At 58.2% G+C, this 22,205-nt stretch carries 21 protein-coding genes; 13 read left to right on the top strand and 8 right to left on the bottom strand.

The features are described from left to right. The first annotated feature begins 1 nt into the window (after position 1). Together B145_RS0103105 and cobJ are read left to right on the top strand one after the other, a co-directional pair. Positions 2-406, top strand: coding sequence for a cobalamin biosynthesis protein (locus B145_RS0103105; protein ID WP_018605121.1), 405 nt, complete (start codon positions 2-4; stop codon positions 404-406). 32 nt (positions 407-438) lie between these two features. Continuing rightward, positions 439-1,392 (top strand): precorrin-3B C(17)-methyltransferase, encoded by a 954-nt coding sequence (gene cobJ, locus B145_RS24235; RefSeq protein ID WP_018605120.1) that lies wholly within the window; start codon positions 439-441, stop codon positions 1,390-1,392. Between the two features lie 18 nt (positions 1,393-1,410). Here cobJ and B145_RS0103095 read toward each other — a convergent pair whose 3' ends face one another. Continuing rightward, positions 1,411-1,872: an Lrp/AsnC family transcriptional regulator gene (locus B145_RS0103095; RefSeq protein ID WP_018605119.1), complete on the bottom strand. Its 462-nt coding sequence runs from the start codon at positions 1,870-1,872 to the stop codon at positions 1,411-1,413. Positions 1,873-2,005: 133 nt separating this feature from the next. Between B145_RS0103095 and metC the strand changes: the two genes are divergently transcribed. Then, on the top strand, positions 2,006-3,232 hold the full coding sequence (metC, locus tag B145_RS0103090) for a cystathionine beta-lyase (protein WP_051082541.1): 1,227 nt from the start codon (positions 2,006-2,008) through the stop codon (positions 3,230-3,232). Between the two features lie 187 nt (positions 3,233-3,419). Here the strand turns inward: metC and gabT are convergent, their stop codons facing one another. The 6 genes from gabT to B145_RS0103060 form a co-directional block, all read right to left on the bottom strand. Further along, on the bottom strand, positions 3,420-4,730 hold the full coding sequence (gene gabT, locus B145_RS0103085) for a 4-aminobutyrate--2-oxoglutarate transaminase (protein ID WP_018605115.1): 1,311 nt from the start codon (positions 4,728-4,730) through the stop codon (positions 3,420-3,422). Between the two features lie 153 nt (positions 4,731-4,883). Then, positions 4,884-6,341, bottom strand: coding sequence for an NADP-dependent succinate-semialdehyde dehydrogenase (gene gabD / locus B145_RS0103080; protein WP_018605114.1), 1,458 nt, complete (start codon positions 6,339-6,341; stop codon positions 4,884-4,886). A gap of 37 nt (positions 6,342-6,378) precedes the next feature. Further along, the gene (locus B145_RS0103075; protein ID WP_018605111.1) at positions 6,379-7,203 is read right to left on the bottom strand and encodes an ABC transporter permease; all 825 of its coding nucleotides are present in this window, start codon (positions 7,201-7,203) and stop codon (positions 6,379-6,381) included. 13 nt (positions 7,204-7,216) lie between these two features. Further along, a complete protein-coding gene (locus B145_RS0103070; protein WP_051082540.1) occupies positions 7,217-8,482 on the bottom strand; it encodes an ABC transporter permease in 1,266 nt (421 codons plus the stop codon). A gap of 81 nt (positions 8,483-8,563) precedes the next feature. Further along, positions 8,564-9,613 (bottom strand): ABC transporter substrate-binding protein, encoded by a 1,050-nt coding sequence (locus B145_RS0103065; protein WP_018605107.1) that lies wholly within the window; start codon positions 9,611-9,613, stop codon positions 8,564-8,566. A gap of 42 nt (positions 9,614-9,655) precedes the next feature. Next, on the bottom strand, positions 9,656-10,780 hold the full coding sequence (locus tag B145_RS0103060; protein ID WP_033406220.1) for an ABC transporter ATP-binding protein: 1,125 nt from the start codon (positions 10,778-10,780) through the stop codon (positions 9,656-9,658). Positions 10,781-10,925: 145 nt separating this feature from the next. Here B145_RS0103060 and pdxR point away from each other — a divergent pair, with 145 nt between their 5' ends. The 3 genes from pdxR (at position 10,926) to B145_RS0103040 (ending at position 14,572) form a co-directional block, all read left to right on the top strand. Continuing rightward, the gene (gene pdxR, locus B145_RS0103050) at positions 10,926-12,425 is read left to right on the top strand and encodes a MocR-like pyridoxine biosynthesis transcription factor PdxR (protein WP_018605105.1); all 1,500 of its coding nucleotides are present in this window, start codon (positions 10,926-10,928) and stop codon (positions 12,423-12,425) included. A gap of 215 nt (positions 12,426-12,640) precedes the next feature. Beyond that, a complete protein-coding gene (locus tag B145_RS0103045; RefSeq protein ID WP_018605103.1) occupies positions 12,641-13,663 on the top strand; it encodes a nucleoid-associated protein in 1,023 nt (340 codons plus the stop codon). A gap of 174 nt (positions 13,664-13,837) precedes the next feature. Beyond that, a complete protein-coding gene (locus tag B145_RS0103040) occupies positions 13,838-14,572 on the top strand; it encodes a carbonic anhydrase (protein WP_026258776.1) in 735 nt (244 codons plus the stop codon). Between the two features lie 127 nt (positions 14,573-14,699). Here the strand turns inward: B145_RS0103040 and B145_RS0103035 are convergent, their stop codons facing one another. Next, positions 14,700-15,308 (bottom strand): helix-turn-helix domain-containing protein, encoded by a 609-nt coding sequence (locus B145_RS0103035; protein WP_018605101.1) that lies wholly within the window; start codon positions 15,306-15,308, stop codon positions 14,700-14,702. A 97-nt stretch (positions 15,309-15,405) separates the two neighbouring features. Between B145_RS0103035 and B145_RS0103030 the strand changes: the two genes are divergently transcribed. The 7 genes from B145_RS0103030 to uppS all read left to right on the top strand — a co-directional run bounded on the left by B145_RS0103030 (position 15,406) and on the right by uppS (position 22,189). Continuing rightward, positions 15,406-16,572 carry a benzoate/H(+) symporter BenE family transporter gene (locus B145_RS0103030; RefSeq protein WP_026258774.1) on the top strand — a complete coding sequence of 389 codons (1,167 nt, stop codon included), beginning with the start codon at positions 15,406-15,408 and terminating at the stop codon, positions 16,570-16,572. Between the two features lie 2 nt (positions 16,573-16,574). Beyond that, positions 16,575-17,300: an AzlC family ABC transporter permease gene (locus B145_RS0103025; RefSeq protein WP_018605099.1), complete on the top strand. Its 726-nt coding sequence runs from the start codon at positions 16,575-16,577 to the stop codon at positions 17,298-17,300. Continuing rightward, the gene (locus B145_RS0103020; RefSeq protein WP_018605098.1) at positions 17,297-17,623 is read left to right on the top strand and encodes an AzlD domain-containing protein; all 327 of its coding nucleotides are present in this window, start codon (positions 17,297-17,299) and stop codon (positions 17,621-17,623) included. Before B145_RS0103025 ends, B145_RS0103020 begins: the two co-directional genes overlap by 4 nt. Positions 17,624-17,696: 73 nt before the next feature. Then, positions 17,697-19,181, top strand: a complete 1,485-nt coding sequence (gene gatB / locus B145_RS0103015; RefSeq protein ID WP_018605097.1) for an Asp-tRNA(Asn)/Glu-tRNA(Gln) amidotransferase subunit GatB — start codon at positions 17,697-17,699, stop codon at positions 19,179-19,181. A gap of 9 nt (positions 19,182-19,190) precedes the next feature. Next, positions 19,191-19,880: a two-component system response regulator CreB gene (gene creB / locus B145_RS0103010; protein ID WP_018605096.1), complete on the top strand. Its 690-nt coding sequence runs from the start codon at positions 19,191-19,193 to the stop codon at positions 19,878-19,880. Beyond that, positions 19,877-21,313, top strand: a complete 1,437-nt coding sequence (gene creC, locus B145_RS0103005) for a two-component system sensor histidine kinase CreC (protein WP_018605095.1) — start codon at positions 19,877-19,879, stop codon at positions 21,311-21,313. The genes creB and creC overlap by 4 nt, the downstream gene beginning before the upstream one ends. Positions 21,314-21,406: 93 nt before the next feature. Beyond that, positions 21,407-22,189: a polyprenyl diphosphate synthase gene (uppS, locus tag B145_RS0103000; protein WP_018605094.1), complete on the top strand. Its 783-nt coding sequence runs from the start codon at positions 21,407-21,409 to the stop codon at positions 22,187-22,189. Positions 22,190-22,205 lie beyond the last annotated feature (16 nt).

The raw sequence follows: 22,205 nt of genomic DNA, 5'->3' as shown, positions 1-22,205 counted from the left end.
CATGGCATACATTCGAATTGCATTGGGGGTCGGCTGTGACCGTGGCACACCTCAATCCACCATTGAAGCGGCAATTGGCGAAGCGCTGGCGCTTGCGGGCTTGAACTCTGAGCAAATTTCAGGGCTTGCCAGTATTACGCTCAAGGCTGACGAACAAGGATTGCTGGCCTGCGCCGCTGCACACCACTGGCCGCTGCAGTTCTATACGCCGGAAGAACTAGCCTCGGTCGAAGTACCTAATCCCTCTGCTACTGTATTGCGCCATACCGGCACGCCTTCTGTATCAGAGGCAGCTGCCTTGCTTGCCGCCCGTGCAGATATGTCCCAACTCATTCTTGAAAAACATCGTTTGCGTGGCCTTGATGGTCGCCATGCAACGGTTTCAATCGCCAAAGTGATTTTATGACAAATAACCCACCCTTCACCCCAGGAAAAATCATGCTCGTCGGCCTTGGCCCCGGCAGCGTGGATCACATGAGCCAACGCGCCCGCGCCGCACTGGCAGAGGCCGACACAGTAATCGGTTATGTCACCTACATTCGCTTGGTGGCCGATCTGCTGGAGGGCAAGGAAATCATCAAGAAATCCATGACCGAGGAACTGGATCGCGCCATCGAAGCACTGGAACGTGCACGTGCAGGCAAGAAGGTGGCGCTGATCTCCTCGGGCGACGCAGGCGTCTATGGCATGGCGGGCCCCACGTTTGAGGTGCTTTTTCAGGCAGGCTGGATTCCCGACTCCGGAGATGTGGAAGTAGAGATCATCCCCGGCGCGTCCGCGCTGAATACCTGCGCCGCATTGGTCGGCGCACCGCTGACGCATGACTTTTGCGCAATTTCACTCTCCGACCTGCTCACCCCCTGGCCAGTGATCGCCCGCCGAGTCAATGCCGTTGCCATGGCAGACTTCGTGGTAGCGCTCTACAACCCAAAAAGCGGGCGACGCACGCGCCACATCCAGGAAGCGCAACGCCTGTTCCTGGCCCATCGCGCACCAGATACGCCCGTTGCCATCGTCAAATCCGCCTACCGCCCCAAGCAGCGCATCGAATTCACCACGTTGGAGAAAATGGCGGACTGCGAAATCGGCATGCTTTCAACCGTGCTGATTGGCAACTCCAACACCTTCATCCGCCACGGCCTGATGGTGACCCCACGTGGCTATGCCAACAAATACGACCTGGAAAACGCGACACCCCATGCAGGAGAAAGTGCCGGACGTTCCCTGAGTACCGGGCTGAGTGGTTGGCTACAAACCCTGCGCACAAGCGGCCAAGGTGCGGAAGCCCTGGCGCAACAGTATCAACTTCCAACAGAATACATCCAGCATATTCTGGACGAGGATGCCATGCTTGATGACGACATGGGTCAAGAGGCAGAAGCAGAATCCTGACCCTGCCAGCACGCGCTGCTACTTGGCATACTCCAGGGGCAGCGCAGTGGTATACTTGATCTGCTCCATCGCAAAACTCGAACTCACATCCGCAATCCCTGGCACACGGATCAGGCGTTTGTACACCGAATCATACGCAGCAATGTCTGGCACCACCACACGCATCAGGTAATCTGACTCCCCAGCAATGCGATAGAGTTCCATCACTTCGGGGATTGCAGCTACGGTATCGTGGAACGACTGTATCCACTTGGCGTTATGCTGACTGGTTCGCACCGATACAAAGACCGTTACTCCCACATTCAAGGCTTTGCGATCCAGTACCGCCACCCGGCCACGGATCACCCCCGTCTCTTCCAGCTTCTGCACACGCCGCCAGCAAGCCGTTGGCCCCAGATTGGCGGCTGCAGCCAAATCGTTGAGTGATAGGGAGCAATCCTGCTGCAATTGGTCAAGAATTGCGATATCAAACTTGTCCATGAATAATTTTTCCTGATTTTCGTCATAACAAGGAAATAATTTTCATTTTAGAGCACTTCTGCTCAAATTTGGGAAAAACATTCACCCGCTGGGTGCCTACGATAACTCCATGTCCACCGCGCCAGGTCATGCCATGAATTCATTTGCCTCTCTTCAGCCAGAAACCTTGCTCACCAGCACCGGGCGCGACCCTGCGGCCTATGGCGGCTACGTCAATACCCCGGCGTTTCGTGGCTCCACCATCCTGGCCTCCAGCTACGAGGATTGGGAAGCCAGCAAACAGGGCGACAACCCTTATCGCAACTACGGTCGCTACGGCTCCCCCACCACACGGGCACTGGAAGCGGCTGTCGCGGAACTGGAAGGTGGCTATCGCGCCCAGGTGTTTCCTTCCGGCCTTTCCGCCTGCACCCACGCGCTGATGGCCTTTCTCTCCTGCGGCGACCATGTCTTGATTGCGGATAACGTTTATGGCCCTACGCGCAGCTTTGCCGACCACACACTGCGCCGCTTCGGGGTAGAGGTCAGCTACTTTGCGCCTGGCATCGGTGCTGAAATCCAGTCACTCATGCGCCCCAATACCCGCTTGGTATTTGTGGAATCCCCGGGTTCGCTCACTTTTGAAGTCTGCGACATTCCCGCTATCGCCCAAGTCACCCACGCCAACAACGCTGTCGTCATTGCAGATAACTCCTGGGCCTCACCACTTTATTTCAAGCCGTTCGCGCATGGTGTGGATGTCTCGATTCAGGCCGCAACCAAATACATCCTGGGTCATTCGGATGGCTTGCTGGGCATTGTGACCTGCAATCAGAATACCTGGGAACGCCTGCAGTCCAGTGCGCATGTATTTGGCGAAACAGCCGGGCCGGAGGAAGTCTATCTGGCATTGCGTGGCCTGCGCACACTGTCGGTACGCCTGAAACAACATTGGCAGAATGGCTTGATGCTGGCGCAACAATTGGCACTACACCCTGCGGTTGCCCAAGTGCTTCACCCGGCATTGCCGGGCGCCCCAGGGCACGAGATATGGCAAAGAGATTTTCTCGGTGCAACCGGCCTGTTTGCTATTGTGCTCAATAGTGCCGCACCTGAAATTCTCCCATGCTTCTTCCGCGAACTCAAACTCTTTGGGATTGGATTGTCATGGGGTGGTTTCGAGAGCCTTGCACTCCCTGTTGGCACACCAGTCCGTAGCGCAACGCCCTGGGCGCAACAAGGCCACCTGATCCGCATCCATGCCGGACTGGAAAACGTCGAGGACCTGATTTCCGACATGACCAGTGCCCTTGACCATATTCATACACCACAACACAAAACAAAAATGGCCTGTGCCGAAGCACAGGCCACCTCTGCGTAGACATCGCTAACCCCAAACGATGCCCACCAAGCATGGTCGCCGCTCCCCAGTGGCGACCAATTCTTTGTATGATTTAGAAACCGTACCCAAATGAAGTACAACGGTTCTGGCTAGGCGCGCCGACGCAGACAGTACAGCGAGTACGGCAAGGCAGCGCAACAACGCCATAGGCATTTTTTACGGTTTCTTACTTGCCGGTCACTACGGCCAGTGACTCCTCGATAATACTCAGTCCTTCGTCGAGTACCGCTTCCGGAATGGTCAACGGAATCATGATGCGTAGTACATTGCCATAACTACCGCAGTTCAGCAAGAGCAATCCACGTTTGGCCGCTTCGTTCTTGAGCGCCGTAGCAAGATCGCCAGCCGGATGATGCGGGTCCCCCTGATGGCAGAACTCCACGGCTGTCATGGCACCTAGGCCGCGCACATCAGCCACGCAATCAAAACGATCCTTGAGCTTGCCTAGTCGCAGACGCATGCGCTGGCCCAACATGGCAGCGCGATCGGCCAGCTTTTCTTCTTCCACCACATCCAGCACCGCCAGGGCAGAGGCCACGGCCAACGGATTGCCTGCGTAGGTGGAACCCAAACCTCCAGGCACAGCCGCATCCATGACGTGCGATTTGCCAATCACCGCAGAAATCACCAGACCACCGCCCAGCCCCTTTGCCATCGTCATGATATCGGGTTCCACGCCATGGTGCTCAATGGCAAACATTTTGCCGCAACGCGCAACACCGGTCTGGACTTCATCCACGATCAGCATGATGCCATGCTTGTCGCACAATTCGCGCAAGCCCTTGATGAAGCTCGTGGAGGCGGGGATGTAACCACCTTCACCTTGTACGGCCTCAACAACAATGGCTGCCACTTCAGTTGCTTCGATATCCCACTTGAACAGGCGGTTAATCGCAATAAAGGTTTCTTCCTCGGTCACGCCGTGAAGCGGATCGGGATAGGGCACATGATAAATATCCCCTGCAAACGGGCCGAACTTGATCTTGTAGGGATCGACCTTGCCGGTCAGCGCCATGGTGAACATGGTGCGCCCGTGGAAGCCACCGCCAAACGCAATCACGCCACGGCGGCCGGTATAGGCACGCGCCACCTTGACGGCATTTTCCACCGCTTCCGCACCGGAATTCATGAGAAAGGACTTCTTCGGTGTCGTGCCTGGGGCCAGCTTGTTCAGGCGCTCACACAGGGCGACGTAGCCTTCATAGGCAACAACCTGGAAGCAGGTATGCGTATAAGATTCCAATTGCTTCCGCACGGCTTCCACAATTTTGGGGTGGCGATGCCCGGTATTGACCACGGCAATCCCAGCGCAGAAATCGATCCAACGGCGCCCTTCCACATCCCAAATCTCCGCATTCTCGGCACGCGCAGCAAAGATCGGGTGCCCCTGCCCCACCCCGCGCGGCAGCGCAGCTTTACGACGTTCCATGAGATCGGCATTGGTCAAGACAGGGATGATGCTCGTAGGTGCGTTCATGTTTGCGTTCTCCAGATAAATCTGCGGGTCCAGAGCCTGCCGGACCAAAGCCGCAGGCGACGATATACTTCACAGCGTTTGCGCAAGCGCTTACGTCTACCCTGCCCGCATCACAGGGTGATGATTCAGTCTTGGTTCAGTTCAAAATTGGCCTCAGCGGATACCGCCAATGCAGACATATTTCATTTCCAGATAGTCATCCAGGCCATGACGGGAACCTTCACGCCCAAGTCCTGATGATTTCACGCCGCCAAACGGGGCAATTTCTGTGGAAATGATGCCAGTATTGACCCCCACCATGCCATATTCCAGGCTATCTGATACGCGGAAAATTCGCGCCACATCCCGCGCATAGAAATACGAAGCCAGTCCGAATTCTGTATCATTTGCCATCCGGATGGCATCCTCTTCTGTCTTGAAGCTGAACACGGGCGCAACGGGCCCGAAAATCTCTTCGCGTGCCACACGCATATCCTGGGTTACATCCGCCAGGATAGTCGGCTCAAAGAAGGTCTTGCCCAACTCATGCGGCTTGCCACCACACACCACCCGCGCGCCTTTTTCACGTGCATCAGCCACAAGTTCTTCAACCTTTTCCAGGGCACTGGTATCAATCAGAGGCCCTTGGGTCACACCAGCTTCCAGACCATTGCCAACTTTCAGCCCAGCGACCGCCTGCATCAGTTTTTCCACAAAAGCGCCATATACGCCTTCCTGCACCAACAAACGATTGGCACACACACAGGTCTGCCCTGCATTGCGATATTTGGAAGCCATGGCACCCACCACGGCTGCATCCAGATCGGCGTCGTCGAATACAATGAAGGGGGCATTTCCCCCCAGCTCCATCGACAGTTTTTTGACCGTTGGCGCACATTGCGCGATCAGCTTTGAACCCACTTCGGTTGAACCGGTAAAGGAGAGTTTGCGCACCACGGGATTGGCGCACAGCTCCCCGCCGATAGCGCGGGCCGAGCCCGTCAGCACGTTAAAAACCCCCCTGGGAATACCCGCGCGCTCTGCAAGCTCGGCCAGTGCAAGCGCGGAATAGGGCGTCTGGGTGGCGGGTTTAAGCACCATTGTGCATCCGGCCGCCAGCGCGGCCCCGGCCTTGCGGGTAATCATGGCAGAAGGGAAGTTCCACGGGGTAATCGCCGCACACACGCCTACGGGTTCGCGCGTGACGAGCAAACGACGATCATTGCCGTTCGGCGGTATGATTTCGCCATATGCACGCTTACCCTCTTCGGCAAACCATTCCAGGTAACTTGCAGCGTAGGAGATTTCGCCCTTGGCTTCGGCCAGCGGCTTGCCTTGCTCGCAAGTCATGATCATGCCCAGGTCATCCTGATGTGTGTGCATCAGTTCAAACCAGCGCCGCAGCAACTTGGCGCGTTCAGCAGCAGTTTTGGCACGCCAGCCCGGCAAGGCGACTTCGGCAGCGGCAATCGCCCGACGCGTTTCGCCCTCCCCCATATTCGGAATCGTTCCCAGTGCCTCGCCAGTAGCAGGGTTGTAGACTTCGATACTGGCTCTGGAGTCAGCAGCCACCCAAACTCCATCGATATAGCCAAGTTGGCGGAAGAGCGAGGCGTCTTTCAGGTTCAGCATGTTGGATGGTCCTTTATTCATGATGTCGGGGATATTCTTAGTGGGCCACACCGCGCATGCGCTCACTACGGCGACGCAACCACTCCAGCGTAATCAACATCAGTGTAGACAATATGGTCAGAATGGTGGCTACCGCAGCAATGGTCGGGCTGATGTTCTCTCGAATCCCTGCAAACATCTGGCGTGGCAGCGTGGTCTGCTCCGGCCCGGCTAAGAACAGCGTGACCACCACTTCATCAAAAGAAGTGCCAAAGGCAAACAGTCCACCCGAAATCACCCCGGGCGCCACCAGTGGCAAGGTGACACGGAAGAAGGTCGTCAATGGATTCGCCCCCAGGCTGGCGGCAGCGCGTACAAGGTTGAAATCAAAGCCTTGCAGCGTAGCCGAAACAGTCGTCACCACAAACGGCACGCCCAGCGCAGCATGTACCAGTATCAAACCGACATAACTGCCAGACAGGCCGATTGGCGCAAAGACCAGATAAGTTGCCACCCCGACGATCACCACCGGCACAACCATCGGGGAGATCAGAATGGAAGTCAGCAGCGCCTTGCCGGGGAAATCGATGCGTGTCAGCCCCACCGCAGCGGGCGTACCCAGCACCATGGCAAGCAAGGTAGCAAACGGGGAGACGATGCAGCTGTTCATGAAGGCCTGACGCCATGCAGGAGAAGTCAGAAATTCGTCATACCAGCGCAGCGAGAAGCCGGACATCGGGTAGAGCAGGAAGGAGTCCGAGTTGAACGACAAAGGTGCGATCACCAGAATCGGCAACATCAGAAACACCAGCACCAGCGCACAGATGATGCGAAAGGCGTAATACCAGACTCGTTCAGCAGGGGAAGCGTAGGATGCGATCATATCTTCTCTCCTCTTACCGCGCCTTAGACGCCACGTCCGGGCTGCCCACCAGTTTGGAATACACCATATAGAGCACCAAGGTAGCCACAAACAGGATGGCAGAGAGTGCCGCAGCCATGCCCCAGTTGATGGTTTGGTTGGTATAGAAGGCAACGAAATAGCTGGCCATCTGTTCCTTCGGGCTCCCCAGTAATGCCGGTGTAATGTAGTAGCCCATACACAGGATGAATACCAGCAAACCACCGGCCCCCACACCGGGCAGCGCCTGCGGGAAGTACACCTTCCAGAAACTGCGCAAGGGCGGGCACCCCAGGGACTGGGCGGCACGCACATAGGTAGGGGAGATGCCTTTCATCACGCTGTACAGGGGCAGAATCATGAAGGGCAACAAAATATGCACCATGGCAATATATACACCGACACGGTTGAATACCAGTTGCAGGGGTTCATGGATGATGCCCATCGCCATCAAGGCCTGATTCACTAACCCCTGCGATTGCAGCAACACAATCCAGGCAGCCACGCGAACCAGAATGGATGTCCAGAATGGCAGCAACACAAAGATCATGATGACGTTGGCAATCTTTGGCGGCTGGCTTGCCATCATGTAGGCCAACGGAAATCCCAGCAACAGACAGCACACGGTTACCACAAAGGACATCTCGAAGGTGCGCACCAGCACATCGACGTAGATGGCTTCATCTTCATCAGCAGCGACAATATTGCCCTGCTCGTCATATTTTCGATCCACCGAGGCCAGAAGATAGCGTGCCGTATAGGGGCTGGCGTTGCGGGCCAGGAATTGCCAGGTGGCAATCTCGCCCCAACGCGAATCAGCCGCAATCAGCGCATCCTTGGGGGAAGTCCCAGTCTCAGGTGGCATTGCACGGGCCGAATGCATCATCACGCTGCGAAAACCCGGTTGTTCCATATTGAGCCGCTTGGCTGCGGCGGCAAGGGGTGGTGTGCCCTTGGTCTTGCCCAGCTCATCGGCAAAAGCGACAAAAGTGGCTTCGTCCGGCAGCGCCTTGCCATTCCAGTTATGTAGAAGGCTGCTAGTGACGGGAAAAGCCCCCACGATCTCCGGGTTGTCCACGCTACGTTTGAGCAGCGCGGCAATAGGCCAGACGAAAGTCAGCAACAGGAACAGAGCCAGGGGCAGAATCAGTGCGCCATAGCGGAGCTTTTTCATTCGCTCGGCACGGCGTAGCTGATCCTTTAGGGAAGCACTGTTTTCTGTATGCATCTCGGTCAATATCGTTGCGGTCAGGCTGGACATGACGTTGTCTTTCTCCATCCGGCTGCTTTGGATTCATGCCCGGCCTCTGCTATCGCAAAAGCCGGGCCTGGATAAACGGTCTTACTTGGCGGCCCAGGCGTTGAAGCGTTGCTCCAGGTCTTCACCATGCTCGACCCAGAACGGGGTGTTGCTGGCCAATGCGCCCTTCATGTTTTGCGGGGCAGTAGGCAATTCGGCGGCAATCGCCTTGTCAACCAGCGCAGTGCCCTTCAGGTTGGTCGGGCCATACGGAATCTCGCTCGCAAACACCTTTTGATTTTCGGGCTTGCTGGCAAAGGCGATGAATTTGTAGGCATCGGTCTTGTTCGGTGCACCAACCGGAATCGCCCAGGAATCAAAATCGTAGATGTTGTTGGTCCATACGATCTTGAGCTGTTTCTTGCCTTCCTTCTGCGCAGTGGCGATGCGTCCATTATAGGCAGTTGTCATCACCACATCGCCTGCAGCCAACAGTTGCGGAGGCTGTGCACCGGCTTCCCACCACTGGATGCTGGGCTTGATCTGGTCGAGTTTCTTGAATGCGCGCTCCACACCGGCCTTCGTGCCAAGCACCTTGTAGACATCCTCGGGTGTCACGCCATCGGCCAGCAAAGCAAATTCAAGCGTGAATTTCGCCCCTTTACGCAGGCCACGCTTGCCGGGGAATTTCTTCAAATCCCAGAAGTCGGCCCAGGAAGTGGGGGCGGTCTTGAGTGCCTCACCGTTGTAAGCCAACACGGTCGACCACACGAAAAGGCCAATCCCACACTCCGATACGGCAGCCGGTACGAAATCTTTCTTGGCGCCGATCTTGCCCATATCAAGTTTCTCGTACAGGCCTTCTTCGCAACCACGCGCGAGTTCAGGGGATTCAACTTCGACCACGTCCCAGGAGACATTCTTGGCTTCAACCATGGCCTTGATCTTGGCCTGTTCTCCATTGTATTCACCGGTGACGAGTTTGGAGCCGGTAGTTTTCATGAAGGGTTCATAGTATGCCTTGACCTGGGCTTTCTGATTGGAGCCCCCAAACGAAATCACGGTCACGTCAGCCGATGCAGTGCCAGACATCAGGCAAAACGCTGCACAGGCAACAGAGAAGAGGCTCAACTTTGCAGGGGGAAGAAACATGGTTTTCTCCTGAATCAAGAAACAGTGGTTATGCCAAAATAATCAAGCGCCCAGACTCGGGTCCAGCGCCAGAAGGTGCTCGGGATTGATGCCAACGTGAATTGCATCGCCTTTGTCAAAACGGGTTTTGTGCTGGGCGGCAGGCGCCTTGACAGTGATTTCCTTGCGCCCGGCCAGTTCGACCCGCACGCGGATATGGTCGCCTAGATAGATAATGTCTTTGACATATCCACCAAGGCGGTTGGTACAACCCAGGGATTGCGCATTCAACTGCACGCACTCCGGGCGCACGGAAAGCATGGCCTTGCCGCCTTCGCTCAAGGGGTTGCGCATGGCCGCCTTGACCCGCGTGCCGTTGGCAAGCTTGACGCCGCAGACATCGCCTTCGACCGATTCCACGACCCCCTCCAGGGCATTGTTTTCACCGATGAAGCTCGCCACAAAGTTGTTCTCCGGCTTTTCATACAGCGCGGTGGGGCTGTCAATCTGCTGGATCACACCACGATTGAACACCGCAATGCGGTCCGACATGGTCAATGCCTCGCTCTGATCGTGGGTCACAAAAACCACGGTCACCCCGAGTTGCTGATGGATATTCTTGATTTCCAGCTGCATATGCTCGCGCAATTGCTTGTCGAGCGCGCCCAGCGGCTCATCCATCAAAATGAGTTCCGGGTCAAATACCAGGGCACGGGCCAAGGCAATGCGCTGCTGTTGCCCACCTGAGAGCTGCTGCGGGTAGCGGCTGCCAAAGGCGCCCAATTGCACCATATCCAACGCTTTCTCGACCTTCTTGTCGATTTCGGCAGCCGAGAGCTTGCGGATGGCTAGGGGAAAACGCAGGTTCTCACGTACCGTCATATGCGGAAATAGCGCATAATTCTGGAACACCATGCCGATGTTGCGCTTGTGCGGTGGCACGCTGTTGACCACCTGGGCATTCACGCGGATCTCGCCCGAGGTGGGCGTTTCAAACCCGGCCAGCATCATCAGACAGGTTGTCTTGCCTGAGCCGGACGGCCCCAGCAGCGTGAGGAATTCGCCGCGACGGATATCGAGGTTCAGATCCTTGACGATGAGCGTGCTGCCATCGTAGGTTTTCTGGACGCTGCGGAAGGTCACATGTGAGTCGGGGTGCTGAGTGTCTGGGTTGATCGTCACGGCCATCCTCTCCATCAGATTGCGAACCTGCATTTTCGAGCATTCGGCTCTTTGGCACTGTTCATGGTTTCATCCTAAGGCAATAATTGGCTCCAACGAGATCCACTTTTCAATAAAAAGAAGGAACCACTTTTTCTGGAGCCCTGCATTCATGGACAAAGAACTCATTTGTGAGCTTGTTCGCAACAATCTTGATCGGCTCGATCCTGCCCAGCTTTTGCACAACCGCCTCTACCTGGTGTTGCGGCAGGTCATTCTGGATGGGCAGCTACACGGTGGCGAGCAGCTCCCTTCTACCCGCCTGCTGTGCAAAGAGCTGAATCTGGGCCGCAACACGGTGGTGAGGGCGTATGAGCAATTACTGATCGAAGGTTACCTGGAAGGGCGCACGGGTTCGGGTTCTTATGTCTCTGAGGCACTGAGTGGACGCAAGAACTTTGCCAGTCCGAAGCGCCTCATTGGCACACGGCGAGAAGGGTTATCGCGGCGCGGCAACCAGATTGCGAGCCATGCCACCAGCAGCGCGATCCAACGTGGTGCATTTATTCCCGGCGTGCCCGATACCGAGCAATTCCCTTTCTCCACCTGGAAGCGGCTGTATACCAAGCACTTGAACAGGGAGAGCGGGCGATTTCTGGACTACTCCGGTGGCGGCTACGGGCCACTGAAATCCGCGATTGCCGAGTATCTGGGGGTGGCCCGCCTGATGAGCTGCCACCCTCAGCAGGTGTTGATCCTCAATGGCTCGCATCAGGCGCTGGACTTGTGCGCCCGCATGCTCTGCGACGTGGGCGACCGGGCCTGGATCGAGGAGCCCGGCTATTGGGGGGCACGTAATGTACTACGTGCTTCCGGGCTGACCACGGTGCCTATTCCGCTCGACGACAAGGGGATCGCCCCGGCGGCGCAGGACTGGGAGACGCCCCCAAGGTTGATCTACGTGTCCCCTTCCAGCCAGTATCCCACTGGCACGGTGCTTTCTCTGGAACGCCGCCTGGAGCTGCTGGAAGGCGCGGACAGGACGGGCGCCTGGATCATCGAAGATGATTATGACAACGAGCAGCGCTATGACAATCGTGCCGTCGCCTCCCTTTTTGGTCTGGCAAGCAGGCAACGGGTGATCTATCAAGGCACTTTCAGCAAGGTGCTGTTTCCCGGTTTGCGTCTGGCATATCTCGTATTGCCGGAAGATCTGGTGGAGGCCTTCCAGATCGGCAATTCGGAACTCTACCGTGGTGGGCGGCTCATTGAGCAGGCGGTACTCGCAGAATTCATCGCCGAGGGGCACTTCACCGCTTACATCAAGAAAATGCGCTCGGTCTACCGGGAGCGGCGTGATGTGATGCGCGCAGAAATGGAATCCCACCTGGGTGGGGCGCTGAGCCTGTCTGGCGGGCATGCGGGGTTGCAACTGTTATATTGCTTCACCGAAGAAGTCGATGATGCGATGGTGGCCTCTGATGCCCTCTCAAAAGGCCTGATCGTACGCCCACTCTCCATGTACTATCAGGACAAGGATCTGGTACGCAACGGCATGAACCTGGGCTACGGTGGGGTGCCCGTCGAGCGCATCCGCAGCGCCGTGCCGATGTTGGCGCAGGTGGTGGAAGAGCGCATCCAGGCTACGCGGCGGAGCCGCTTGGCCCGCTAAGAACCTGTTCATAGTCTTGCTGCGAGGCCATGATCGGGGCTCATGCGCTGCTCGAAATCCTCATTTATCCACATAAACTCCGGTTTCTGCGCTGCTCTTCACCCCGCTGACGGCCTCTCGCTACAGATTTTGAACAAGTGCTAAGCATTGCATGATTCTCGTCCAAGCAGGACAATCCCCGCCCCGCTTCGTAAAAGAAAACCAAGGTCTCTCACATGGAAACCGCTTCCACTCTGAACATCATCCTCCACTCGCTCTACAAGAATGAGCAAGGCCAAGCGGCAGCCGAACTGGCACAGGGCAAAATGCTCGCTTCCCCCGTGGCACAGCGCCTCGTGGAGCACCTTTCGGCGCTGTATGCGGCCAAGCAGAGCAAAGGCTATGGCCGGTTTGAGGAAGACGAGGCCCTCTACCCCCTGCCGCGCCTGCTGCGTGAGTACGCTCAAGAGAACACGCTAAGCTTCGTCGAACTGAGCCAGAAGATGATGGGGCAACTCACCGACTTACTGCGCGAAGAAAACATCTTTGACGTGGGCCATGTGCTGTTTGCCCGCGCCCAGCACAGCGAATCGGTAGATTTCCTGTTCGTAGCCATCATCGGCGAAGCGCAGAGCTTTACGCTGAACGACAGCGGTGAGCTGGTCGAGCAGGCTTACCTGGATCTGGACAAACTGCGCGTGGCCGGGCGTATTGATCTCGCCGCATGGCGCAATGATGACGGGCGCTACATCAGCTTCCTGAAGGGGCGCACCGATGTGGCGGCCTATTTCAAACGCTTCTTGGGCTGCAACGACGTGGTGGCCGCCCTCAAGGAAACCAAAAAGCTCATCAAGGGCATTGAGCAGTTCGCCGAAACCCAGCAACTGGAACCCCAGGCCCGTGATGAACTCTACGAAAACGCCCACCGCTACCTGGAAGATCTGGGAGAAAACAGCGTGCCCTGGGATGTGGATACCGTCGCCACCACCATCGCCCCGCAGCAGGCCGAAGCACTGCGCAGCACCTTGCGCGATGAGCAGTTGGGCTTGCGTGAAGGCTGCATTCCAGATCGCCGCGCCATCCGCCCGCTGCTGCGCCTGAAAGCGGCTGCGCAGAACTGGAAGCTGGAATTCAACCGCAGCGGCCTGCGCTCAGGAGACGTGGCTTACGACCGCGCCCATGACACCATTGTATTGGCCAACGTGCCGGAAGACATCAAACGCGAACTGCTCGCCGACCCCAACGGCATGAATCGATGACTTTTGCATACCACAGCGCAGCAATCAAAATTTCCTGTCAAAGGGGAACTTAGCTGACAATACCCACTCTATAACTGTGGTTTTTAACCAAACACTGCCGTCATGGAGACCGGAAACTCCTTTTCCGGAGAAGCTGCATCACAACTTTAGCGATTCAAGCGATAGGTATCGATCATGAAGAGAAGGATAGCGTTGTTGGGCCTTGCCCTTTTGCCGTTGGCAGCCATGGCTTCCGAGGGAAGCGTCAAGTGGGGCTATGAAGGTGAAAACGGGCCGGAAAACTGGGCCAAACTGTCGCCGGATTTTTTTGCCTGCAGCGGCAAAAATCAATCACCGATTGATCTGAGCGGATTCATCCAGGCCGAACTCAAGCCGCTGAAAATAAAGTATCAGGCAGGTGGGCAGAGCATTGTCAATAATGGTCATACGGTGCAGATCAACTATGCGCCGGGCAGTAGCTTGAGCCTGGATGGCAAGGTCTTTGAACTCAAGCAATTCCATTTTCATGCACCGAGCGAAAACCTGATCAAGGGGAAGTCTTATCCCCTCGAAGGGCATCTGGTACATGCCGACAAGGATGGCAACCTCACCGTGCTGGCCGTGATGTTCGTCAAGGGCAAAGCCAACAAGGCCCTGGCCCAAGCCTGGGCAGCCATGCCCCAGGAAGCAGGCGAACCACAAGCTCTGCCCACACAGGTGTCCGCGCTGGAATTGCTGCCCAAGAGTCGCGCCTATTACCGCTTCAATGGTTCGCTGACAACACCGCCTTGCTCCGAAGGCGTGCGCTGGTTGGTGCTCAAGCACCCGGTCACGGCTTCAGCCGAGCAGATTGCAGCGTTTGAAAAGGTCATGCATCACCCGAACAACCGCCCGGTGCAATCCGTCAATGCACGCCCGGTGCTCGACTAAGAAACTGTAACAAAATGGAGTGCAACGGTTCTGGCTAGGCGCGCCGGCGCAGACAGTACATCTAGTACGGCAAGGCGGCGTAACAACGCCAGAACCACTTTGTTATGGCTTCTAAACCGGCCTTGCCCTATCTGACCATGCCTGATGGATAGTGGATCAGGTCATGACAAACCGCTGGCTCAGCGTGCAGGTTACGGTAGCCATGCGGCTGGTCTGCAGAAAAACGCACGGCAGCCCCTTCCACAAGGGCTTGCCATGCGCCATCGATCCATACATCCATTTTCCCGCGCAATACAATGACATGCTCGGTCACGCCCGCTGCATGCGCTTCTGACTGGCGCACATAGCCCGGCTGGAGCGTCAGCTCCATCAATTCAAACGCAAAACGCGGGTCATATGGAAACAGCGTTGCCACCAGCATATCATCGGTAGCAGGCTTGCTCCGCAATTGGGCCGCGTCACGAAAAACCGCCTGCGCCATCGGTGCCACCGGCATGCCGAGAAAACTCGTGAGCGCGCAGCCGAAGCCCGTCGCAATCTTCCATAAGGTTGCCACGGTCGGGCTGGATTCCCCGCGCTCGATCTGCCCCAACATAGCCTTACTCACCCCAGTGGCCTGCGCCGCCTGATCCAGGCTCCACCCTCGCCCCAGGCGCAATTGCCGCAACTGCCCGGCCAGATGGAGGTTCACATCCTGTGGATTGGAGGGCGGCGTGGATTCGCTGGAACGATGCATGTGTTCTGGATTCAAACTTGTGCGTTATAACGCACATCTGTTAATCTGTTTGTGCGCTATAGCGCACGGCACGCATTACAGCAGAAATGGGGCGGCAGTGGGCAAGTTCTTTGGCAAATGGTTTGCGTTTTCACACGTTGCAGCGGGTTTTATTGCTGTGTTGGTCGGTTACAGCAGTTCGGCTGCCATCGTGTTCCAGGCCGCGCATGCAGCAGGCGCCTCGCCCGCCGAAATTGCCTCCTGGCTATGGGCCCTGGGTCTGGGGATGGGCGTCAGCTGTATCGGCTTGTCGCTGTGGTCGCGTAGCCCGATTCTGACGGCGTGGTCGACGCCCGGTGCCGCACTGCTGGCAACCAGTCTGGTTGGCGTTCCAATGGCCCAGGCATTGGGGGCATTCATGTTCGCTTCCCTGTTGATCGCCCTGGTCGGCTTCACCGGCTGGTTTGAGCGCCTGATGCAGTACGTGCCCAAAAGCCTTGCCGCAGCCATGCTCGGGGGCATCCTGCTGCGCTTCGGGCTGGAGTTGTTTGTGCAGCTCCCCAAGCAGCCGGTGCTTGTTGCATCAATGCTGATCGTCTTTCTGCTCACCCGCCGCCTGTTGCCCCGCTATGCGGTTGCCATTACCTTTGTTGCCGGGCTCTGTGTTGCAGGCATGCAGAACGTATTGCAGTTCGACACCCTGCATCTGGATCTGGCCCAGCCGATTTTCGTAATGCCGGTGTTCTCACTGCCCACCATGCTGGGGGTGGGCCTGCCGCTTTTCATTGTCACCATGACTTCGCAGAATGTCCCCGGCATGGCCGTGCTGCGTGCCAATGGCTATGCCACGCCCGCCTCTCCACTCGTGGGCAGCACCGGCTTGCTCGGGGTGATCCTCGCGCCCTTCGGCGGGTTCTCATTCAACCTTGCCGCCATCACCGCCGCCATCTGCATGAGCAAGGATGCAGATGCCGACCCCACCCAGCGCTACCATGCAGCTATCTGGGCGGGGGTGTTCTACCTCATCACCGGCTTGCTCGGTGGTGCGGTAGCCAGTCTGTTTGGCGCGATTCCGCATGCCCTGGTGCTTGCAATTGCCGGCTTGGCCCTGCTCGGCACCATTGGCAACAGCCTGGCAGGTGCACTCGCGCATGAAACCGAGCGCGACGCAGCACTGATCACCTTCCTCGTGACTGCATCGGGGCTTGTCTTGTTTGGCATCGGCAGTGCATTCTGGGGGCTTGTGTTTGGCCTTGTCACGGCCGGGATAGGAAGAAAGCAATAGCCATGTCGAATTGGGAATACCTGCAAGACGCAGGACGAAGCCGGGAATTCTGTGCCGGGGTGCAGGCTGAACTGCCCCTGCTGCTGGGCGTGGTGCCCTTCGGGCTGGTGTATGGTGTGCTAGGTTTGCAGGCGGGTCTGCCGATGTGGGCGGTGATTGCGATGTCTGCCGTGCTGTTCGGCGGCGCTTCGCAAGTAGTGTTTGCGCAATTGTGGGGCGCGCTGCTGCCCTCGCCTGTCATCATCGGCACGGTGGGCGTGGTCAATCTGCGCCACCTGCTCTACAGCGCCAGCATCACCCCGCTGCTGGGCACTCTCCCCCGGCGCTGGAAGCTGCTGCTGGCCTATCTACTGACCGATGAAGCCTACATGGCCGCTGTGGGGCGGCTTGCCAATGGGCCACAGGGCGCCTATCGCCATTGGTTCCTGCTCGGCACGGGATTCACCCTCTGGCTGGGCTGGCAGATCGCCAGTGTGTTGGGTGTATTGCTAGGCGCCACCATCCCCGCAGGCTGGTCGCTGGAATTTTCCATCGCGCTGACCTTTATCGCCCTGCTGGCCCCGAACCTGCGCCGGCGTAGTGAGCTGTTCGCGGCGTTTGCTGCGGGTACGACGGCACTGCTCACCCAAGCGCTGCCCTACAAGCTGTGGATCGTGCTCGCGGCCGTGGTCGGCATGGCTGTGGGCATGCTCACCAGCCGTTTCGACAAAAAGAAAGCCACCCCATGAACAAGGATCTGCTGCTCTTCCTCGCCATGCTGGCCGGGGGCCTGCTCACCTATGCGGCGCGGGCGCTGTTCATCGTCAGCGGGGAGCGCTTTGCGCTGGGCCCACGTTTTCGCCAGCTCCTCAGCTACGTGCCGCCTGCCGTACTGGCCGCGCTGATTGCGCCGGAGGTGTTGCTGCACAAAGGCCAACTGGTGCTCTCACCGGGTAACCCGCGTCTGTTGGCAACCGTGGTCGCGGTGCTGGCCGCACTCTACACTCGTAGCGTGCTGGCCACCATTACCCTGGGTATGTGCGCTTTGTGGTGCGTGCAGGCCATGCAATAAGCGGGATATTCACGCCATTCTCGCTGCATGCGCTACCATACGGGGTTAGCTCAAACTAGTTGGAAAGCCTCTCATGCGTAGCGATTGGGAAGTCGTCATCGGTCTGGAAACCCACGTCCAGCTCAACACTGCCTCCAAGATTTTCTCGGGTGCCAGCACCACGTTTGGCGCGGAGCCGAACGTTCAGGCCTGTGCGGTGGATATCGCCCTGCCCGGCGTGCTGCCCGTTCTCAATAAGGGCGCGGTCGAACGCGCCATCAAATTCGGGCTGGCGATTGGCGCCGAAGTCGCGCCGCGCTCGGTGTTTGCCCGCAAGAACTACTTCTACCCCGATCTGCCCAAGGGCTACCAGATCAGCCAGTTCGAACTGCCCGTTGTGGTCGGCGGCACCGTCACCATCCAGGTTGGCGAAGGCGACAAGGCCTATACCAAGGTGGTCCACCTGACCCGTGCCCACCTGGAAGAAGATGCGGGCAAGAGCCAGCACGAAGGTTCCTACTCCGGTATCGACCTGAACCGCGCAGGCACGCCGCTGCTGGAAATCGTGACTGAGCCGGACATGTGCAGCGCAGCTGAAGCCGTGGCCTACGCCAAGGCGCTGCATGCGCTGGTGCAATGGATCGACATCTGTGACGGCAACATGCAGGAAGGGTCCTTCCGCTGCGACGCCAACGTCTCGGTGCGCAAACCCGGGCAGCCGCTGGGCACGCGCCGCGAGATCAAGAACCTGAACAGTTTCCGCTTCCTGCAACAGGCGATTGAATACGAAATCGATGAGCAGATCCGCATCATCGAAGACGGTGACAAGGTGCAACAGGCCACGATGCTGTTCGACCCGGATACGGGGGAAACCCGCGTAATGCGCACCAAGGAAGACGCGCACGATTACCGCTACTTCCCTGACCCTGACCTGCTGCCGCTGGAAATTTCTGAAGACTGGAAGACTGAAGTTAAGGCATCAATGCCCGAACTTCCTCAACAAAAATATGAGCGTTACAAGCGTGACTATGCAATGGTTGAGCAAGATGCCAGCGAACTCACAAATACGCTTGATAAGGCTCGTTTTTTTGAAGCAACTCTCGCCGAACTGTGTTCAATCCCGGGGCTTCCTTACGGGACCCAGAGTCCTGAAGTAGCAAACGCAAAACATGCACAGAATTGGGTTATTAATACGGTAGGTGCAGCGCTGAACAGAGAACAACTGGAATTCAGCACTTCTCGTATTTCGCCTAAGCAACTGGCAGGCCTAGTTGCTCGCGTTATCGACAACACCATCTCCAACAACATCGCCAAGAAGGTCTTCGAGGCGCTGTGGAACGGGGAAGGCGCCAGTGCCGATGAGATCATCGAGAAGCAGGGGCTCAAGCAGGTGACGGACGCCTCAGCCATCGAACCGATCATCGACGAGGTGATCGCCAACAACGCCAAGAACGTTGAAGAGTACCGTGCGGGCAAGGAAAAAGCCTTCAACGCCCTGGTCGGCCAAGTCATGAAGGCCAGCAAGGGCAAGGCCAGCCCGGCGCAGGTCAATGAGTTGCTGAAGAAGAAGCTGGGCTAAGACCATATCGTGACTGAGCGTCCCGTCATCCTCCTCGTTGAAGACGAACCGGCGATTGCCGATACGCTGACGTGGACGCTCAAGAGCGAAGGCTTTTCCCCCTGCCATGTGGCCACTGGTCACGCTGCGCTGGAGCGCTTGCAGGCAGGTGATGTATCCGTGGTGGTACTGGATGTGGGGCTGCCGGACTTGTCCGGCTTCGAGGTCTGCCGCCGCATCCGTGCCCACGATACCAGTCTGCCGGTGATGTTCCTCACCGCCCGCAGCGAGGAGATTGACCGCGTGCTGGGCTTTGAGATCGGGGCGGACGATTATGTCGCCAAGCCTTTCAGCCCACGTGAAGTCGCCGCCCGCCTGCGGGTGATGCTGCGCCGCGCCAGCCCCCCAGCCCCGGCACCCAATGGTGCGAGCAGCGATGCCCTGATGCTGGATGAAGCAGCCGCGCAGATTCGCCACAACGGCATCGCCCTGCCATTAACGCGCTATGAGTATCTGCTGCTGTGCCACCTGCTGCTCTCGCCGGGCCGGGTGTTTTCACGCAACCAGTTGCTGGACGCGGTGTGGGGACATGATAGCGACAGCACCGACCGCACGGTGGATACCCACATCAAGACCCTGCGCGCCAAGCTGCGCGCGGTGTCACCCGAACTCGACCCAATCCAGACCCATCGCGGCATGGGCTACTCGCTCAGCCCATGAATCTGCCGCTGCGCGTACTGCTGGGATACTTCCTGGTGGTGGGGCTTGCCGCCTTCTTCGTGCTGCGCATCTTTGTGGGTGAAGTGCGCCCCAGCGTGCGCGAGAGCATTGAAGAGACCATGGTCGACACGGCCAACATCCTGGCCGTGCTAGCAACCGATGATCTACGCGAAGGGCATATTGCCAACGGGCGCTTTGCCCAGCAGATGGAAGCCTATCGCAAGGGCAGCGTAGATGCGCCGATCTGGCACTTCCGCAAAAGCACGCTGGATTTCCGCGTCACTATCACCGATGACAAAGGTATAGTCCGTTTCGACTCCGAACACAAGGCCGAAGGCGCAGACTATTCGCACTGGCGGGACGTCTCCCTCACCCTGCGTGGCGAATATGGCGCCCGTGCCACGCGCGAAGACCCCGAGGATGACAGCAGCTCGGTGTTCTACGTCGCAGCCCCGATTCGCAGTGACAATCGCATCATCGGCGTGCTGACCCTGGCCAAGCCAGCACGCACCGTGCAGCCCATCATCACCCGCAGCGAGCAGACCATCCTGCGCCACGGCATCTGGCTGCTCGGCGGCTCGGCCCTGATCGGCTTGGCGGTAACGCTGTGGCTCACCGGCTCTATCCGCCGCCTGCGCAACTATGCCCAGGCCGTGGCGGCGGGTGAGCCTGCCACCCCACCCACCGGCGGCGGACAGGAACTCTCCGATCTGGCCCGGGCCATGGCCGCGATGCGTGAAAAGCTCGAAGGCAAGCAGTACATCGAGCAGACGGTGCAGGCGCTCACCCACGAACTCAAAAGTCCGCTGGCGGCACTGCGCGGCGCGGGCGAAATCCTGGCTGAGCCCTCTCTGCCAGACACCGAGCGACGCCAATTCGCCCAGCATGTGCTGACGCAGAGCCAGCGCATGACGCATTGCGTGGACCGCATGCTGGAACTCTCCCGGCTGGAATCCGGCCGTGGGCTGGAAGCCTTCAAGCGTCTGGATGCCTGCGAACTCGTACAGGAGTTAAGCCTCGCCCGGCAGGGCCGTGCCGATGCACAGGGGATTGAACTTATCTGCGAGTTGCCCACCCGCAGCACTCCGCTCAAGGGGGACAAGGAACGCCTGATGCTGGCGCTGGGGAACCTGCTGGATAACGCCCTAGACCATGCCCCGACAGGCAGCACCATCGCCCTGAACGTGAGCCACGAACCCGGCTGGGTGAGCATCGGCATCCGCGACCATGGCGCTGGCATTCCCGACTATGCCCTACCCCATCTGTGTGAACGCTTCTACGGTCTGCCCCGCCCCGATGGCAGCAAGGGCTCCGGCCTGGGGCTGGCCATCGCCCACGAAGTCGCCCGCCTCCACCACGGTAGCCTGACCCTGGGCAATCACCCGGAAGGCGGAGCACTCGCCACCCTGCGCCTGCCCGCCCGATTCATTTAGGGTCTCACTTCACACTCCCTTCACAAAGCACTCATTTCCCCCTCACGCCCCGGTCGCATTCTCAAGGCATCTTGATTGCTGAGGAGATGCCCGATGTTTGGCTTTTTGCGCTCACCTGCCCCTGTCAGTTCCACACAGGAAATTCCCACGCATTCCGAATTCCCCAACCATATTGCCATCGTCATGGATGGCAATGGGCGCTGGGCTAGCAAACGCCTGATGCCACGGGTAGCCGGGCACAAGCGGGGGTTGGAAACCGTGCGCCGTATGGTGCAACTGTGCATTGAACGCGGGGTGCCGAATCTGACTCTGTTCGCGTTCAGTTCCGAAAACTGGCGTCGCCCTGCCGATGAAGTCAGCTTCCTGATGCAGCTTTTCATGCGCGCCTTGCGTGAAGAAGTGAAGCTGCTGCACAAGCACCACATCCGCCTGCGGGTGATAGGTGAGACCTCGCGCTTCGCGCCGGAACTCCAGGCTGCCATTGCGGAGGCCGAGGCGCTGACGGCTGGCAACACGGCGCTCAACCTGTCGATTGCCGCCAATTACGGCGGGCGCTGGGATTTGATGCAGGCCGTCAACCACATGGTTGCAACCGAGCCGGACAGGCACGGTGACTTCACCGAAGAGGATTTACGCCCCCATCTGTGTCTGGCGGACCTGCCCGAGCCGGATCTGTTCATCCGCACCGGCGGCGAGCAGCGCGTGAGCAACTTCCTGCTCTGGCAGTTGGCATACACCGAATTCTATTTCACCGATTGCCTGTGGCCTGAATTTGACGAGGCGGCTTTTGATCTGGCCATTGCCTCATTCCAACGGCGGGAACGGCGCTTTGGCCGCACTAGTGAGCAGATCAAGGAAAAACGCATGGTGGGCTGAGCCATGCACGTCACAC

Origin of the sequence: Uliginosibacterium gangwonense DSM 18521 (assembly GCF_000373965.1) — a bacterium.
GTDB classification, from domain to species: domain Bacteria; phylum Pseudomonadota; class Gammaproteobacteria; order Burkholderiales; family Rhodocyclaceae; genus Uliginosibacterium; species Uliginosibacterium gangwonense.
This window is presented reverse-complemented; position numbering and strand designations above follow the sequence as displayed.

Excerpts from the sequence above, each read along its gene's own strand:
- B145_RS0103105 (WP_018605121.1), top strand. The coding sequence starts at position 2 with ATGGCATACATTCGAATTGCATTGGGGGTCGGCTGTGACCGTGGCACA.
- cobJ (WP_018605120.1), top strand. The coding sequence starts at position 439 with ATGCTCGTCGGCCTTGGCCCCGGCAGCGTGGATCACATGAGCCAACGC.
- B145_RS0103095 (WP_018605119.1), bottom strand. The coding sequence starts at position 1,872 with ATGGACAAGTTTGATATCGCAATTCTTGACCAATTGCAGCAGGATTGC.
- metC (WP_051082541.1), top strand. The coding sequence starts at position 2,006 with ATGAATTCATTTGCCTCTCTTCAGCCAGAAACCTTGCTCACCAGCACC.
- gabT (WP_018605115.1), bottom strand. The coding sequence starts at position 4,730 with ATGAACGCACCTACGAGCATCATCCCTGTCTTGACCAATGCCGATCTC.
- gabD (WP_018605114.1), bottom strand. The coding sequence starts at position 6,341 with ATGCTGAACCTGAAAGACGCCTCGCTCTTCCGCCAACTTGGCTATATC.
- B145_RS0103075 (WP_018605111.1), bottom strand. The coding sequence starts at position 7,203 with ATGATCGCATCCTACGCTTCCCCTGCTGAACGAGTCTGGTATTACGCC.
- B145_RS0103070 (WP_051082540.1), bottom strand. The coding sequence starts at position 8,482 with ATGTCCAGCCTGACCGCAACGATATTGACCGAGATGCATACAGAAAAC.
- B145_RS0103065 (WP_018605107.1), bottom strand. The coding sequence starts at position 9,613 with ATGTTTCTTCCCCCTGCAAAGTTGAGCCTCTTCTCTGTTGCCTGTGCA.
- B145_RS0103060 (WP_033406220.1), bottom strand. The coding sequence starts at position 10,780 with ATGGCCGTGACGATCAACCCAGACACTCAGCACCCCGACTCACATGTG.
- pdxR (WP_018605105.1), top strand. The coding sequence starts at position 10,926 with ATGGACAAAGAACTCATTTGTGAGCTTGTTCGCAACAATCTTGATCGG.
- B145_RS0103045 (WP_018605103.1), top strand. The coding sequence starts at position 12,641 with ATGGAAACCGCTTCCACTCTGAACATCATCCTCCACTCGCTCTACAAG.
- B145_RS0103040 (WP_026258776.1), top strand. The coding sequence starts at position 13,838 with ATGAAGAGAAGGATAGCGTTGTTGGGCCTTGCCCTTTTGCCGTTGGCA.
- B145_RS0103035 (WP_018605101.1), bottom strand. The coding sequence starts at position 15,308 with ATGCATCGTTCCAGCGAATCCACGCCGCCCTCCAATCCACAGGATGTG.
- B145_RS0103025 (WP_018605099.1), top strand. The coding sequence starts at position 16,575 with ATGTCGAATTGGGAATACCTGCAAGACGCAGGACGAAGCCGGGAATTC.
- B145_RS0103020 (WP_018605098.1), top strand. The coding sequence starts at position 17,297 with ATGAACAAGGATCTGCTGCTCTTCCTCGCCATGCTGGCCGGGGGCCTG.
- gatB (WP_018605097.1), top strand. The coding sequence starts at position 17,697 with ATGCGTAGCGATTGGGAAGTCGTCATCGGTCTGGAAACCCACGTCCAG.
- creC (WP_018605095.1), top strand. The coding sequence starts at position 19,877 with ATGAATCTGCCGCTGCGCGTACTGCTGGGATACTTCCTGGTGGTGGGG.
- uppS (WP_018605094.1), top strand. The coding sequence starts at position 21,407 with ATGTTTGGCTTTTTGCGCTCACCTGCCCCTGTCAGTTCCACACAGGAA.